General features: G+C 46.7%; 12 protein-coding genes and 1 riboswitch. Of the genes, 4 read left to right on the plus strand and 8 right to left on the minus strand.

The window, feature by feature from the left end:
* Positions 1–3: 3 nt before the first annotated feature.
* From IX31_RS12370 to thiM, 8 genes are all read right to left on the minus strand, one after another.
* The gene (locus IX31_RS12370) at positions 4–870 is read right to left on the minus strand and encodes an ABC transporter ATP-binding protein (protein WP_034460051.1); all 867 of its coding nucleotides are present in this window, start codon (positions 868–870) and stop codon (positions 4–6) included.
* A complete protein-coding gene (locus tag IX31_RS12375) occupies positions 842–1,747 on the minus strand; it encodes an ABC transporter permease (protein ID WP_034458530.1) in 906 nt (301 codons plus the stop codon). The genes IX31_RS12370 and IX31_RS12375 overlap by 29 nt, the downstream gene beginning before the upstream one ends.
* Positions 1,744–2,781 carry an ABC transporter permease gene (locus IX31_RS12380; protein ID WP_034458532.1) on the minus strand — a complete coding sequence of 346 codons (1,038 nt, stop codon included), beginning with the start codon at positions 2,779–2,781 and terminating at the stop codon, positions 1,744–1,746. Before IX31_RS12380 ends, IX31_RS12375 begins: the two co-directional genes overlap by 4 nt.
* Complete coding sequence (locus IX31_RS12385; protein WP_034458534.1) at positions 2,778–4,403, minus strand: ABC transporter substrate-binding protein; 1,626 nt, start codon at positions 4,401–4,403, stop codon at positions 2,778–2,780. Before IX31_RS12385 ends, IX31_RS12380 begins: the two co-directional genes overlap by 4 nt.
* Positions 4,404–4,488: 85 nt before the next feature.
* Positions 4,489–5,643: a mandelate racemase family protein gene (locus IX31_RS12390; protein WP_034458536.1), complete on the minus strand. Its 1,155-nt coding sequence runs from the start codon at positions 5,641–5,643 to the stop codon at positions 4,489–4,491.
* A gap of 237 nt (positions 5,644–5,880) precedes the next feature.
* Positions 5,881–6,933: a class I fructose-bisphosphate aldolase gene (gene fbaB / locus IX31_RS12395; protein ID WP_034458538.1), complete on the minus strand. Its 1,053-nt coding sequence runs from the start codon at positions 6,931–6,933 to the stop codon at positions 5,881–5,883.
* A gap of 178 nt (positions 6,934–7,111) precedes the next feature.
* Positions 7,112–7,921 carry a bifunctional hydroxymethylpyrimidine kinase/phosphomethylpyrimidine kinase gene (gene thiD, locus IX31_RS12400; RefSeq protein WP_034458540.1) on the minus strand — a complete coding sequence of 270 codons (810 nt, stop codon included), beginning with the start codon at positions 7,919–7,921 and terminating at the stop codon, positions 7,112–7,114.
* Entirely contained in the window at positions 7,918–8,706 is a 789-nt protein-coding gene (gene thiM / locus IX31_RS12405) for a hydroxyethylthiazole kinase (RefSeq protein WP_034458542.1), read from the minus strand. The genes thiD and thiM overlap by 4 nt, the downstream gene beginning before the upstream one ends.
* A 36-nt stretch (positions 8,707–8,742) precedes the next feature.
* Positions 8,743–8,839, minus strand: a riboswitch (TPP riboswitch).
* A 473-nt stretch (positions 8,840–9,312) separates the two neighbouring features.
* On the opposite strand from thiM, the gene IX31_RS12410 reads away from it, so the two are divergent.
* The 4 genes from IX31_RS12410 (at position 9,313) to IX31_RS12425 (ending at position 15,518) form a co-directional block, all read left to right on the plus strand.
* Positions 9,313–10,263 (plus strand): transporter substrate-binding domain-containing protein, encoded by a 951-nt coding sequence (locus tag IX31_RS12410; RefSeq protein ID WP_034458544.1) that lies wholly within the window; start codon positions 9,313–9,315, stop codon positions 10,261–10,263.
* A 376-nt stretch (positions 10,264–10,639) separates the two neighbouring features.
* Positions 10,640–12,946, plus strand: a complete 2,307-nt coding sequence (locus IX31_RS12415; RefSeq protein WP_122974015.1) for an EAL domain-containing protein — start codon at positions 10,640–10,642, stop codon at positions 12,944–12,946.
* A gap of 66 nt (positions 12,947–13,012) precedes the next feature.
* A complete protein-coding gene (locus tag IX31_RS12420; protein ID WP_034458546.1) occupies positions 13,013–14,452 on the plus strand; it encodes a GGDEF domain-containing protein in 1,440 nt (479 codons plus the stop codon).
* Between the two features lie 436 nt (positions 14,453–14,888).
* Positions 14,889–15,518 carry a helix-turn-helix transcriptional regulator gene (locus IX31_RS12425; protein WP_198528566.1) on the plus strand — a complete coding sequence of 210 codons (630 nt, stop codon included), beginning with the start codon at positions 14,889–14,891 and terminating at the stop codon, positions 15,516–15,518.
* Positions 15,519–15,521: the final 3 nt, after the last annotated feature.

Raw genomic sequence — 15,521 nt, forward strand, 5'->3', positions numbered from 1 at the left:
TCCTTATTCCGTTAGCCAACTAGCCTGGCGCTGTAGAACCGGTAGATGTGCCCGGCGCATATCCATATCCGGCAATGCGCTGATAAGCCCCTGGGTGTAAGGATGCTGCGCGTTATCCAGGTCTTTCGCGGCTATCGATTCCACAACGCGCCCGGCGTACATCACCAGCACGCGGTCGCAGAAACTACGCACCAGGTTAATGTCGTGACTGATGAAGATCAGCCCCAGCCCGCGCGACTGCACCAGATCATCGAGCAGCGCCAACACCTGCAAACGCACCGAAACATCCAGCGCGGACGTCGGTTCATCGGCAATCACCATTTCCGGGTCGGTGATCAGCATCATGGCAATCATGATACGCTGCCCCTGGCCGCCGGAAACCTCATGCGGATAGAGGTTGTAGACGCGTTCTGGCTGGCGAATACGCACCACTTCCAGCATCTCCAGCACCTTCTGTTTCGCTTGCTTTTGCCCCACGGGATGGTGCGTCAGCCATGCTTCAGCAATTTGATCGCCGACGCACATCACCGGATTTAGCGAATATTTCGGGTCTTGCATAATCATTGAAATACGTTTGCCACGCACATTACGCATTTGTGCGTCAGTAGCATTGAGCAGGTCAACATCACCAAATTGCATACACTCGGCGGTGATTCGCGCTTTTTTAGGGTGGAGCTGCAATAACGCACGGCCCACAGTGGATTTCCCGGAGCCGGACTCGCCGACGATGGCGAGTTTCTCGCGCCCGAGCTGGAATGAAACGCCACGCACCGCGTGGGTTTGCTGGCGACCATTAACGAACGTCACATTCAAGTCGCGCACATCAAGCAGTTGCGGCGAATTATTCGCTGCGAGGATCGAGGATGTCACGTAAGCCATCTCCCAAGAAGTTGAATGCCAGACTGTTGATTAAAATCGCCAGCCCCGGAATCGTTACTACCCACCAGCACTCCATCATGTAAGTGCGCCCGCTGGAGATCATCGCCCCCCACTCCGGCTCTGGCGGTTGTGCACCAAGGCCGAGGAAACCAAGTCCGGCGGCGGTCAGGATAATGCCCGCCATATTCATAGTGATGCGGATAATCACCGACGGCATGCACAGCGGCACAATGTGGCGCCACAGCACACGCAGCGGCGAAGCACCTTGCAGACGAACAGCAGAGATAAAGTCGGCTTGCCGTAAAGAGAGGGTTTCCGCGCGTGCCAGACGGGCAATCGGCGGCCAGGCCGTGAGCGTAATGGCTATCACAACATGCTCAAGGCCGGGGCCGAGTGCTGCGACAAACGCCAGCGCCAGTACCAGACTTGGGAACGAAATGAAGATGTCGGTTACACGCATCAATACCATATCGACTTTGCCGCCAAAATATCCGGCGGTCACACCGAGTAACAAGCCAAGCGGGCCAACGGTTATCGACACCAGTAATACGATGTAAAGCGTAATGCGTGAGCCATAAACCAGGCGGCTAAAAATATCGCGGCCAAACTCATCGGTGCCAAACCAGTGTGTGGCGTTTGGCGCAGTGAGCGCGCGATTGAGATCCTGCACCAGCGGGTTATAAGGTGCTATCCATGGAGCAAAAATTGCCACCAGCAACAACAGGAAAACAATCCCTCCACCAATTGCCGTCAGCGGGTTACGTGCCATTTTGCCAATAAACCCAACCGCTCGCAGACCGGCTCGTTTAAAGCGTAATGAACGCTCATCGGCAGCGGTGAGTTGAGGTGTTCCAAAGGAGACAGTCATGATTTTGTCCTCGGATCAAAGAGTTGGTAAAGCATGTCGGACAGCAGATTCAGCAACACAAAGATCACCCCAACCACCAGCACACAGCCCATCACCGCATTCATATCACCCAGCAGCAGACTGCCGGTGAGATAGGACCCAAAGCCCGGCCACGAGAAGACAGTTTCAATTAGCACCGCGCCCTCCAGCAGCGAGCCATAGGCCAGTGCGACCACCGTCAGCAACTGCACGAGGATATTGCGGAATGCGTGGTTCCAGATAACCTGGCGTTCGGTCAGCCCTTTCACACGCGCAGTAATAATGAATTCCTGCGACAGCTGCGCCAGCATAAAGCTGCGCGTCATACGGCTGATGTAGGCCAGCGAGTGGAAGCCCAAAAGAGAGGCCGGAAGAATCAGGTGATTGAGTGCGTTAAAGAACACCGTGCTGTTACCCGCCAGCAATGAATCGACCAACAACAACCCGGTGCGACGCGGCACTAAACCATCCAGCCCTAAATCAATACGCCCTGCGCCGCCCACCCAACCGAGCCAGGCGTAAAACAGCAGCAATCCCATCATCCCTACCCAGAAAATCGGCGTGGAATAACCGGCCAGGCTGATAATGCGCACCGCGTAATCCACCACGCTGTTACGACGAGCGGCCGCCCAAACGCCCAGAGGAATGCCCAGACCCGCACCGACAATTATCGCCACCGTCGCCAGTTCAAGCGTTGCCGGGAACACGCGCAGAATGTCGTCTACCACCGGTTTCCCGGTCAGCAGCGCATTGCCCAAATCACCATGCAGCAGGCCGCCGAGGTAAATCCAGAACTGCGTTGCCAGCGATTGGTCAAAGCCAAGCTGGTGGTAAACCTGCTGGTAAGTACTTTGGTCAGCATCCGGGCCGACAATCGCCAACACCGGGTCGATTGGCATAACACGGCCAATAAAGAAGGTCAGCAATAGCAGACCAAACAAAGTGACGACGACCTGGCTTAATCGTTTTGAGAAACGCCGGGCACGACCACCTGGCGCTAACAGGATCATGCTCATGATTTTTCCTCCCCAACAGACGTTTTATAAACATCGCGCAGGAAAGTAGTGGCCGACGGATGCGGCTGGTAGTTCTGCACTTCGTTGCGCACCACCACCGAATCCACCATTTGTGAAAGCGGCAATAATGCCGGGATCAACTCGTCGTAACGGGTCTGAATCGCCTGATACTCTTCACGCTGCTTAGTTGGGTCACGCTCCACCAGAGCTTTATCGATTTGCTGGTTCAGCGTTTTGTCATAGAAGCTGGTACGCCAGCCCTGGAAGTTAGTCAGACGCGCAGCGTCACTGTTATCCGGGTTGTAAACCAGTGCCCGTAGGCTGGAATGCGGATGCGGTTCTACGCCACTGCCGCCGCGCCCGACCAACATGTCGAACTTACGCTCGCGCATTGCGCCGTAAATCTGGTTGCCCGTTCCGGTGACGATTTTCGCGTTAATTCCCGCCTGCATCAGCGTGGACTGCACCGCAATGGCGATGTTAAGGAATGGTTGATCCGCAAGCACACGTAGCGTGGTATCAAATCCGTCCGGATAGCCCGCTTCCGCCAGCAGTTTTTTCGCCCGCGGAATATCCAGTGCATAACCAGGATTTGGCAGTGTTGCAGGCATTCCTGATTGAATTGGACGCTGGTGCAACACGCCATATCCCGGCATCAATGCTTTATTGATACCCTGATAATCAATCAGATAACGCACCGCTTCACGCACTTTTGGGTTGGCGAAATGCGGCTCTTTCATACTCATGGCGACATAATAAATCGTGCCTTTCTTAACTGCATCGACGGTCAAATCGGGATCTTTTCGCAAGGCGTTCACGTCAGATACCGCCATGTTGCTGGCAATATCCAGATCGCCCTTGGCAATCATCAGGCGTAAAGTTTGCGATTCCTGGAAGTGACGGAATACCACGCGGGAGAGTTTAGGGGCACCACGCCAGTAATCCGGATTGCGCTTCATACGCAATACATCTTTGGCCTGCCATACCTCAAGGCTAAATGGCCCGGAACCCGCTTCGTTAGTCGTCAGCCAGCGGTTGCCCCAGTCGTCATTTTGTACATGCTGCTCTACCGTTTTACTGTCCAGTACCACAACACTTCCGAGTGCCGCCAGGGAATAGATAACCAGCTGCGGGTCATTCGCTTTTGGTAGCGTGATTTCCACCGTTGAATCATCGAGCGCTTTCACATGCTCATCGATGTTCTTTTTGCTAAAACCATAGGATTTCCATACTGATGCCTGTGCCAGGTTGAGATGCAAAACGCGGCGCATTGACCACACCACGTCGTCTGCGGTGAGTAGATTACCGGAGTGAAATTTCACGCCATCGCGCAGATGGAACGTCAGGCGGTTGCCGTCCTCCGAGATATCCCAGGAGGTTGCCAGTGCCGGCCGCACGTTGGTGAGTTTCGCCGGATCTAATTCCACCAGCGGGTCATAAAGATTGACGACCAGCGCCACCACTTCATTACCGGTCATTGCAGCCGGGTCGAGGGTAAGCAGGTTATTCATATTCATGCCGATGATCAGCTGGTCAGGTGGCGTTTTCGCCACAGCCGAGCCACTACCGAACATGAAAAGGAGCGTGAGAATCCACGCCCCCAGTCGGGAGCTTCGATTCATGATAGATACCATTTTGTAGGGTAAGAATGACCCAGCGTCTTGCGCCGGGCTTATTATTGTTCAGCGATGAAAAGACCCTGACGGGTCAGTCGCGGCTGATGGTATGTGTTTCTATATATTCAAAATTGATATCTTCACCAAGCCCCGGCCGCTGCGGCAAATGCACAAAACCGTCGGCATCCATCGGGTCAACGATACTGTTCAGGTATGCGGCAGGCTCGTCATATTCGAGGAACGGGTGCAGTAATCCGCGCTCATACCAGCGGCAGTTACGTATCGCCCCGACTACAGCAAGGCTTGCCGCGCCGTTGCCGTGAACTTCGCAATCCATGCCGAAAGATTCAGCCAGTGCCGCCACTTTCATGGTTGGTGAAATACCACCAACGCCATTGGCACCGGCGCGCAGAATGTCGCACGCGCCTGCTTTCACCCAGTCCGCGCGGCTGTGATGCTTGCCACCAAGGCTTTCAGGCCCAACAACGTCAATAGATAAGTTCTCAGAAAGCCAGACGTAGGACGCCATGCTCTCTTCTTCCATGGGTTCTTCGAACCAGGAAAAGTTGAGTTTTTCAAGCTCCTTGCCGATGTACAGCGCCTGACTACGGCTGTACCAGTGGTAACCATCAAGCATTAAATCGATGTCCGGCCCCACGGCTTCGCGCACGGCGGCACAGGCTTTGACATCCATTTTGGGATCTGGTGCGAAGGCAACCGGCGGCATCCAGGTATGGAGTTTGATGGCTTTATAGCCGCGAGCCACCAGCTTTTCTGCGAACTGCCCAAATTCGTCTGGCGTGGATAATCCCCCTTCCAGTTCATCACCGCACATGGTGCTGCCATAAGCTGGCACTTTGTCGCGGAAACCGCCAAGCAATTTGTAGACCGGCACTTTCAGTTTGCGGCCAATTAAATCCCACAATGCTTGCTCAACAAACGAGAGTGCGCGCTCGGTGAGTTGGTGCGCACTACCGCGCTGCCAGTGCACCAGATCCTGCCAGATGCGTTCGCGGTTAAATGGGTCTTGCCCAACCAATACCTTGCGGAAGAATGCATTTACTACATATGGGCGCACCACTTCTGGCGGCGCGAAAGAGTAGCCGCAGTCCCCTTCATCTGTGGTAATGGTCAGCATTGCCATTTTCGCAAGGCTTTCCGGGCCAGGATGAGAGTGGCCTGCACTGTCAGAAACTCGGCGGGTTGGGTAAGTAAAAACGGTTACGTTCACGGATTCTATTTTCACGGCTGTTATTGTCCCTTTGTTAATTTAAAACAGCGTTTCACCACTTACTCTATGCGTAAAAAATCACCTTCGCCTCGTTCAAAGGTGCTTAAATACGAGTCATTATTTGGACATATGTCCAGGAGGGCGTGATGCTTTTCACAAAATGTTATGGAATTGTGATGAAGATTACTGATGGAGGCGGGGAAGTTTTTGGCGGGTGTCGCATGTGCTAACCCGCCAGGAATACGCAGAAAATCAGGCGATAGTGACTTTGTTGTTCAGATACACGTCTTGCACGGCATTAATCAACTTAACCCCCTCAGACATGGATTTCTTAAAGGCTTTGCGGCCAAGAATTAACCCCATGCCGCCCGCACGCTTATTAATAACTGCGGTACGCACAGCATCTGTCAGATCGGTTTCACCTCCAGCGGCACCACCCGAGTTAATCAACCCTGCGCGGCCCATATAGCAGTTGGCCAGTTGGTAACGCACCAGGTCAATCGGATTATCGCTGGTCAGTTTGGTGTACACACGGTCATCGGTATAACCAAAGTTTACCGCCTTGTAGCCGCCATTATTTTCCGCCATTTTCTGCTTCACGATATCCGCGCCAATCGTGGCGGCCAGATGGTTTGCCTGGCCAGTTAGATCGGCGCTTACGTGGTAATCCACACCGTCTTTTTTAAAGTCCGGGTTACGTAGATATGCCCAAAGCACAGTGACCAGCCCCAGTTCATGTGCGCGCTCAAACGCCACAGAAATCTCTTCAATCTGGCGACGTGACTCAGGCGAACCAAAGTAGATAGTCGCCCCTACTGCCACCGCCCCCATATTGAAAGCCTGCTCGACGCTTGTATATAACGTCTGGTCGAAAGTATTTGGGTAACTGAGCGTTTCGTTGTGGTTAAGTTTGACGAGGAAAGGAATGCGATGCGCGTAACGTCGTGACACCGATGCCAGCACACCATAGGTTGAAGCGACACAGTTGCAGCCAGCTTCAATCGCCAGCTCAACAATGTTTTTCGGGTCAAAATAGAGAGGGTTTGCCGCAAAAGATGCCCCGGCGGAGTGTTCCACACCCTGATCGACCGGTAAAATAGAAAGGTAACCAGTGCCAGCAAGCCGCCCGGTGTTATACAGCGTTTGCATGTTTCGTAGCACCGCAGGCGGGCGGTTGTTATCCACCATCACGCGGTCTACATAATCCGAACCTGGCAGATACAACTGGTCTGCCGGAATAGTCATACAACGATGCTGTAACAAGCTGTCGGCATCTTTGCCAAGCAGCTGTGCAATATCAGTCATAATACGCTCCCGTAAATTCAGCGAGCACCCTGCCCGCTGAGGATGGATTCTCCTGGCCTGCTTTCATTAAAACAGGCAGACATAATCCTGGCCGTGACTGACGGTATTCGCCACCTACGGGAGCACTTTCGGTTTGTTTTGCGGTGTAACGTTTTATACCCGGCGGAGATTTACCCCATTACCACCACTCGTGAAAATGATGCACTGGCCCAATTCCTTGCCCAACCTCCAGCGAATCCGCCTGTTTTAATGCCTGAGACAGCCACTTTTTCGCCGCTGTGATAGTTTGAGGCCAGTCGTTGTTGCGTGGATAAAGTGCCGCAAGAGCTGCGGATAATGTGCAACCCGTACCATGCGTATGACGCGTTTGCACACGTGGCGCAGTAAAACGTTGTGCTCCACTTTGGGTAAACAACCAATCAGGGCTTTCAGCATCATCAAGATGGCCGCCTTTCATCAGCACGGCCTTGCATCCCATTCCTAGCAATGCATCTCCCTGCTCTTTCATTTCACGTTCATTACAAGCTTGCGCCGTATTCAACAGAGCTGCCGCTTCGGGTAAGTTCGGGGTAATCAATGCCACCTGCGGTAATAACCTGCGGCGTAAACTTTCTACCGCCGAAGGGGCAAGCAACGGGTCGCCACTTTTCGCCAGCATTACCGTATCAAGCACCACGTTTTTCACTTTGTAAAATGCCAACCTCTCGGCCACAGCATCAACAATATCTGTTTCTGCCAACATGCCAATTTTGACGGTGTCGATGCGAACATCGCTCAGTACAGAGTCAAGTTGGGCTGCGACAAATTCAGGTTCGATACGATAAACCGACTGCACTCCTCGCGTATTTTGTGCAACCAGCGCGGTAATGACACTAGTGCCATACGCACCCAATGCCGAGAACGTTTTAAGGTCGGCCTGGATACCCGCACCACCACTCGGGTCGGTTCCAGCAATAGTGAGCGCATTAATGCGTTTTACTCCTTTCATATCAGGGCCTCCGCATTAAGTGCGTAAAGCGCGTCCAGAAAGGCTGGAGTGAAACTACCGGGCCCACGGCTTGCAGCAATTGCCTGCTCGCCAGCACATTTCATAAACTGGCAGGCGGAAGCAACATTATCTAGCCGGGAGCCAGGCAATGAACAACAGGCAGCCACAACCGCAGAAAGTGCGCATCCTGTGCCGACAACACGCGTCATCAACGCACCACCACCGGCAACGCTCCAGGCATTCTCGCCATCGGTGACATAATCTTCTTCACCTGTAACTGCAACAATTGCACCAGTCATCTGCGCAAGTTTGAGAGCGGCGGGTAGTGCGCAAAGCGCCTCTTCAGTGCTGTCCACACCTCGTCCGCCACCAGTTTCACCCGCAAGAGCCATGATTTCCGACGCATTACCACGAATGGCGGCCGGTTTTAATTCAAGAATGGTGCGTGCAAATTTTGTACGAAAATCCAGGCCACCGACGGCTACGGGATCCAGAACCCAGGGGGTTGATGATTGGTTAGCGGCATGAATGGCTGCAAGCATCGCAACGCTACGCTCAGAGGTAAGTGTGCCGATATTGATGAGTAGAGCGCAGGCTATAGGGCTAAATTGTGCGGCTTCTTCGGGCTCAATGACCATCGCAGGAGCCGCACCAATAGCGAGCAAAACGTTGGCGGTAAAATTCTGCACCACATCGTTAGTCATGCAATGAACTAAAGGAGAGACTTGACGTAAATTATGTAAAACCGACGCGGCAAGGTGGCCGGGTAGCAGGTCAGGCTGCATATTGAAAGCTCCTGCCCGGCGTGAAGAAGGGATGCCATGGCAGGCATCTGACTTCCCTACGCTGGCATTATCCAGATCAGGTGGTACGGGTATTTCTCAGCCTTCACAAAGAAGGGCACCCCGAGTCATTTAAATCAAAATCAACTACTTGCGAGTAACATCCCGTTAATAGCTGTTCAGGATAATGCCAGCGGAAAGTCTGACAGACAAGTTCTTAATGTCCGTGACCCCAGTGAAATGATGACCAACTTTCCCTGGCATCATCTTTATCAGGATTTGACTATTAATGAGAATACTCTCTCAAAACCTATTAACATAAATCTAAAAAATTAATTTATTATAGTTAACGAATTCACCAGTCGTTATTTTTGACCAACCAGTCAAAATTATTTCTATGGAGCTTTTAATTTTGCCAATAGCTGTTAATACACTGAAACAACTTGATCATTAAATGATCGCAATGTATTTAAAATATACTGAAAAAAACATCAACTCTACCTTGTTCGATATAATGAAATTGGCAACAGCATGCTTTATGTGTATAACTAGCAACAAATATTTGCCTTTGATCTTTTCTTATAAAAAAACATAAATCCAACATCCTATATGAATATCGAAAACAAAATCTCAACTAATAAAAACAGTATTGCAAAAATATTCAATTGGTTAATTACATGTATTTTTATTGTTTCTGGTCTGTTTGTCTCTGTGGCTCAAGCCCAACAATCAAAGACGATAGAGAGCATCACAAATACTCATCAGATAAACATCGCCTATCGTGATGCCCCACCTTTTTCTTATGCAGCATCGGATGGCAAAGTTGTTGGTTATGTCATTGATTTATGCAACGTTATTGTTAGTGATATTAGTAAACATCTGAATATACCTGACTTAAAGATTAATTATATTGATAACAAATATCTACCAGACAGAGATGCTTTATTGCGTGAAAAGAAGGTAGATATGATCTGTTCCGTTAATGCTAACGTCATTGAATGGAAAACGATTGCAGACTATTCAATCCCCTATACTTATTCATACACACGATTCGCAACGTTAAAGAACAAAAATATATCATCTATTGATCAATTAGCCGGGCACACTGTTAGTGTGACATCGGGATCAGTTGATGCCCTTGCTCTTAACCAGGCCAATCGTGAGTTGGGTCTCAATTTATTCGTCATTACTACTCCGACCATGGAAAAAGCTTTTGAGCTGATGCGCAATGGAAAAACATCCGCTGCCTTTATCAACGACATTTCATTAAAAGAAATCATTGAGGCTCAGAGCGATAAAACTTCATTTTCCATTAGTGATAAAGGGGTTGGAAAACCACAATTCTTTGTCATATTGCTACCGCACGATGACCAAGAATTTAAGTCACTGGTAAATCAGAGTCTTTGTAAAATAAGAAAATCACCTGATTTTGGAAAAATTCATGACATCTGGTTTAATAAACCAATTCCTTATTTAAAGTTAAATTTACAAAGCCCTTATTCACAAGAAATGGATAAAGCCTTAACGCAATTTGATGATTGTTCAAGTGCAGAACGATAAATAGTTAGTCGCCCACTACATTGGGTGGCTTGAAGAATGTATTGAACTACAAACCTTCCAGCAGAGACTCCTATTACGAGATACATTTCCAATTTCCTGACTTATACACACACTATTACCCAATGCAAATACAACGATCGATTTTTAAACCATAAACAAACATGAGAACACCATAAACAACATTCATAGCATGTTAATAACATATTGTTTTTGTCTAATCATACATTTCATTTGACTCGTCACTAAAATCCATATGAAAATTAATAGCAAATTATTGGTTTAGTGTTTGTTGGATGAATCACGGATAAGATTAAAAACCTCATGGCTATCATTAGACTTTATATAAACGAAAAGTAAACCATTGTGAGTAAGTAGCATGGGGCTTAGAAGTTTTCTTGAAAAAATGTACAAACCTGTGGTTATGGAAAATGAGTTAGCTAACAGAAACTCCAGGATCAACAAAAGTACAGTGGTTAATCAGTGGCGGAATTTTCCATTGATGTATTTAGCTCGCCCTAAAAACCTAAAAAAGTACATCACACTCTGCTTTTCATTTGTTCTTCTGTACTCATTTGCGGATAAACTGAGTAATAGCATTGAGATTTCTGGTACAACTATCAGGCTCTACGACCTCACGTTGCCCGTAATTTCCGCATTACTTATTTTGTACAACAAAAAGGCAATTCCGGTTCTTATTCTGTTTGCCCTGTATCGTGTTCATACACAGCCTTTACCCCAGGTCCTTGATACAATATCTCAACTCACAGCGGCTTTAATCAGCACAAAAGTCTATTTCTACGCCACTGGTAAGCGTGGGGCCGTCAGTTTCGGACGTAGTAGCCTCAGCGCCCAGCGCATACTGTGGTTGATATGTTTTAACACCCTTATTTTTACACTCTTTCAACAGTTTTTATTACTAAAGTTTAATTTTATATCAGAAATAAATATTTTAAGTATCCCCACTCTCATTAATATTCAATGGATGTTGACATCCTGTATTACAGGCACTCCATTTTGCTATCTCATTCTCAGAGCTTGTTACCAGCCACTATGGTTTTTCAACTACCTGAAAAAGTTGAAAGAATTAATTGTTTCTGGGCCACGTGCAATTTATCAATTACTCTGGGCAATGTTAGTAATCGGAATTATGTATTGCCTGATTTATGTACATGGCGATAGCTTAATATATACAGATTACACTATCGTATGGCTTTTACCGGTGATGCTCTGGGGAGCAATCTGTCTCGGCCATGCACTAATGTCCCCTCTTTGGGTAGTCATGCTCATTTTATTGAGTGACTACATTAATAATTATATATCAATAGATCATGAATTTACTTTTAACCATTATGTTAGCCATTTGGCTTTAACTTGCTCCATGATTTTTACCTTTTCTCTGACAATTGTTATTGTTGGGGTATTGGTTACGCGTATTCTAAAGCATATCAGAAGCCTCAAACGAATTTCTTTATCAGAACCACACACTGGGTTACCTAATCTTCTTGCTTTAAAAAATGATATCATTCGTTACCCACACGCTGGGTTGTGTATTATTCAATGCCCTGAGTTAAATACTCTAACACAAACCCATGGGATAATATTTCGCTTCGAATTCGTTAAAGCTGTTTTTTCTTATTTAAGCCCATTGCTTGTGGATAATGAAAAAATGTATTACAGCCCAGGGTATGGCCTTCTTCTACGCCTGAATAAGGTTGATGACGATATTATCCACCCTTACTATAAAGCGATGTCATCTTTTCGTTTTTCGTGGGAAGAAATGGAGCTGGGTCTCAATTTTGGCATGGCGTACATGGCATACGGAAAATGTATCAATAATCTCTCTTATGTCGTGGGCCAGCTTAATGCACGTACTTATGAATCGCTAAAGCAAGGTAAAGCAAAAGCACTTAATGTCTCGCATCACGGCGATCAGGCTATCAGTTCTGGAGCTATACGCCATCTTCTGCAAAAGTCGATAGATCGTAAATCATTTATGCTCGTTGCCCAGCCAATAGTTTCAACAAAAAACAGCAGCCAGTATTATGAAATTCTTATTCGCATGAAGACTATCAATAACAAAATATTCTTCCCGGATACTTTTTTGCCAGTGGCTGAAGAAGCGGGACTGCTTGCTGAAGTGGATTTGACTGTAATTGAGCAAACATTTCAATTTATGCAATCCCTCGATCAATCTAAATCTGATACTCGTTTTTCCATCAATTTGACACCTCAGTCCCTAAGCAGAAAAGATTTTCTGGATAGGCTGAATACTCTTTTAAAGAACTACTTAATACGTCCTGATCGCATAATATTTGAAATTATAGAATCAGATATTATCGATAGTATTAATGCATCCAGTGTATTGCAAGAGCTACGCAGATTAGGATGCCAAATTGCGATTGATGATTTTGGTACAGGAGCATCCAGTTACTCTCGTCTAAAGACATTAGAAGTCGACATACTGAAAATAGATGGATCCTTCATTCGTAATGTTGTTAACGATAAGTTTGATCGACTAATAGTCATGTCATTTTGTGAAGCGGCTAAATTTAAAAGTCTGCAAGTTGTCGCAGAATTTGTTGAAAATGAAGAAATAAAACAGATGCTTATATCGATGGAAGTAGAGTGGTTACAGGGATATCATACCGGGAAACCGGTCCCAATTGAGTCTCTGTGGTCGTAATTAATAAATTATCGAATTTATATGTAGCTCTATTTCATTGATAGTTAGATTAGGGTGTGGCTTGGTATGATACTTACGTTGAAGAACTTTTTCTATAAATTTTATCCAATGATAACTTTATTTATAGTCACTACACTGACAACCGTCATAGGTATTATTGAAAGAGTTCACGGCCCATTCTCTTTAGTTTGGCTGACCAATGCTATAACCATTGGCGTATTATTACGCTTTTATGAAAATGTTAACTGGCGGCATTATTTAATTTGTTGCGCCGGTATGGTATTGCCAGATTTATTAATCGGTACAAACCTTAATCAGGTTTTGCTAATGACCACTGCCAACATCATAACAATTTCAATAGGTTATATAACACTACAGCGTTTTGCAATGCGTACAGAAGAAGGCGAATGGCTTGGTAGCTTGCATAGCGTCCCGCAATGGTTATTACTCTGCCAACCCGCTCTTATTATAGGATCTTTAGTAGGCTCGCTGGCATTATTTACTCTGTATGATAATGCTTTTTTACAAACAGCATTTTACTGGTATTTAAACGAATCTCTTGATTTCATTGTGTTTTTACCAGTCATTTTGGCGGCGCCGAGAATACTTAAATCTTTCGACAAGGATTTGCTAGATGTATTTCTACATATTATCCCGTCTATTTTGTTATTATTCGCCTTCATTTTTATAAAGGATAAGATATATTTCTTGATGGCATCAATACTGATTATTCCAACCATAATATGGCTGGCGCTTTCAGGAAATCTATTTCTAACAACATTTGGTATTAGTATGAATGGTGCATTCTTTTTTATGTGGATCATTCACTCTACCCATGGTTATCTCCATTTTTCAGAGAATATCTACATCTCTGCTGTCAGGACGATTGTTGCAGTGCTGGCGCTTTGTGCGCTTACCATTGCGGTTGCTATTTCTGAACGAGATAAACTTTTTTCTAAATTATCCCAACTTGCTAATCATGATGATTTGACCGGAATTCTCAATCGTCGGGCATTTACTAAAGCTGCTGAAGCTCTCACTTCGTCATTGAAGAAGGGAGATATCTGTTCAATGGTTTTGATTGATATTGATTTCTTTAAGAAAATAAATGACGTATGGGGGCATCAAAAAGGCGATAAAGTTCTCGTTGCCTTTTGTAAGAGGTTAAAACAGGTTATCCCGGACAGTCAATTATTTGGACGCGTGGGTGGTGAAGAGTTTGCCCTGTTGCTCGCTAAAACTCCTGAGATAAACCACCAGGAATTAACGGCTACCATTGTTAATGAACTGTCCGAAAACCCGCTTACTATTGATAATGAGCCATTTCCGCTTACGATCAGCGCTGGGATGGTTACCTGGTCTGAAGGGCAGAAATATGAGACGTTGTTCAAATATGCTGACCTGGCTTTGTATCAAGCAAAAAATAATGGGCGCAATCAATGGCAGGAATACCTGTCTTGCCAAAAAATGAACCCTAAACCAAATTTCACGCCATCCTTATTATAGGCATTTATATCCAGGTGGTAACCGCCTGGATAAATAACAGCCTCCCTTCCCTTGGTTATTATTTTAAGAAACCCCTTATATTTATTTAAGTTAATTCTAATATCTAGCCTAATTTTTTCATGTCAGTATTTATTACAACAATATAATCGTAAGCTATATAAAATTAACTTACGATTATCAGTAGTATTGACAGAGAGTCTATTTGGCACTGACAGGTGCTGTTGATGAAAAAATATGGAAATGATGATTGATGCACCACTGACTCACGCCCGAATTGCTATTCACAGACCTTTTCTTCGCGCTGCGGGTTAATGAAGATTTGTACATAGCCGCGCGCAAACGTAGATTTCGACGCATCAGAAATGGCGATCTAACACATTTTCATAGCCGGTTGGCCCCGATTGTCTTTGATCGCATTGAGTCTCTACAACAAAAAATGTATGCAAAGCAGTTGCCGGAACCACTCGATATTATCCTCGTGACCAATGACTACTACTTATCACTGGCACTGACTGAGTACTTTTTTAAGTTCCAGCGAACTCACGTCTGCGCAAACCTGGAGGAAGCTGAAGCGATGCTTAAACAAACCCCACAACCGCGAGTGTTCATCGATCTCGATGGCGTAAACGAGCCAGCAATTGATGTGCTAAATATGATCAGGCAATGGCAAAAAACCTGGCCACACCTGAATATGATCCAACTGACTGCCTGCCGTTGTATTGAAGTCGCCCGACTGATCGATGCGGCATCAATCTTCCCTGTGGTGGAGCGGCGACTGAGAATTAGCGATCTGCTTGTTCTGCTGACTCAGAAGCGAGCCAGGCAAGATTGGTCCAATGCTCAGGATGGGTCACACCCAGTCCCATTTTCAAAGCGTGAATGGAATATTTTGCTGGCAGTAGCAAAGGGAGAGTCGCTGAAAACCATTGCCGCTTCATTTAATAAACCCTACCACTCTGTGGTTTACACCCTTGGGCGGATTGCCGCTCGTATTGGCGTCGGAAACAACAAGTCACTGATACATTTGCTGAATAAATTGTCCTGTGCGTCATCCGGTAAAGTGTAGCGC

Source organism: Buttiauxella noackiae, assembly GCF_000737905.1.
Classification (GTDB): Bacteria; Pseudomonadota; Gammaproteobacteria; order Enterobacterales; family Enterobacteriaceae; genus Buttiauxella; species Buttiauxella noackiae.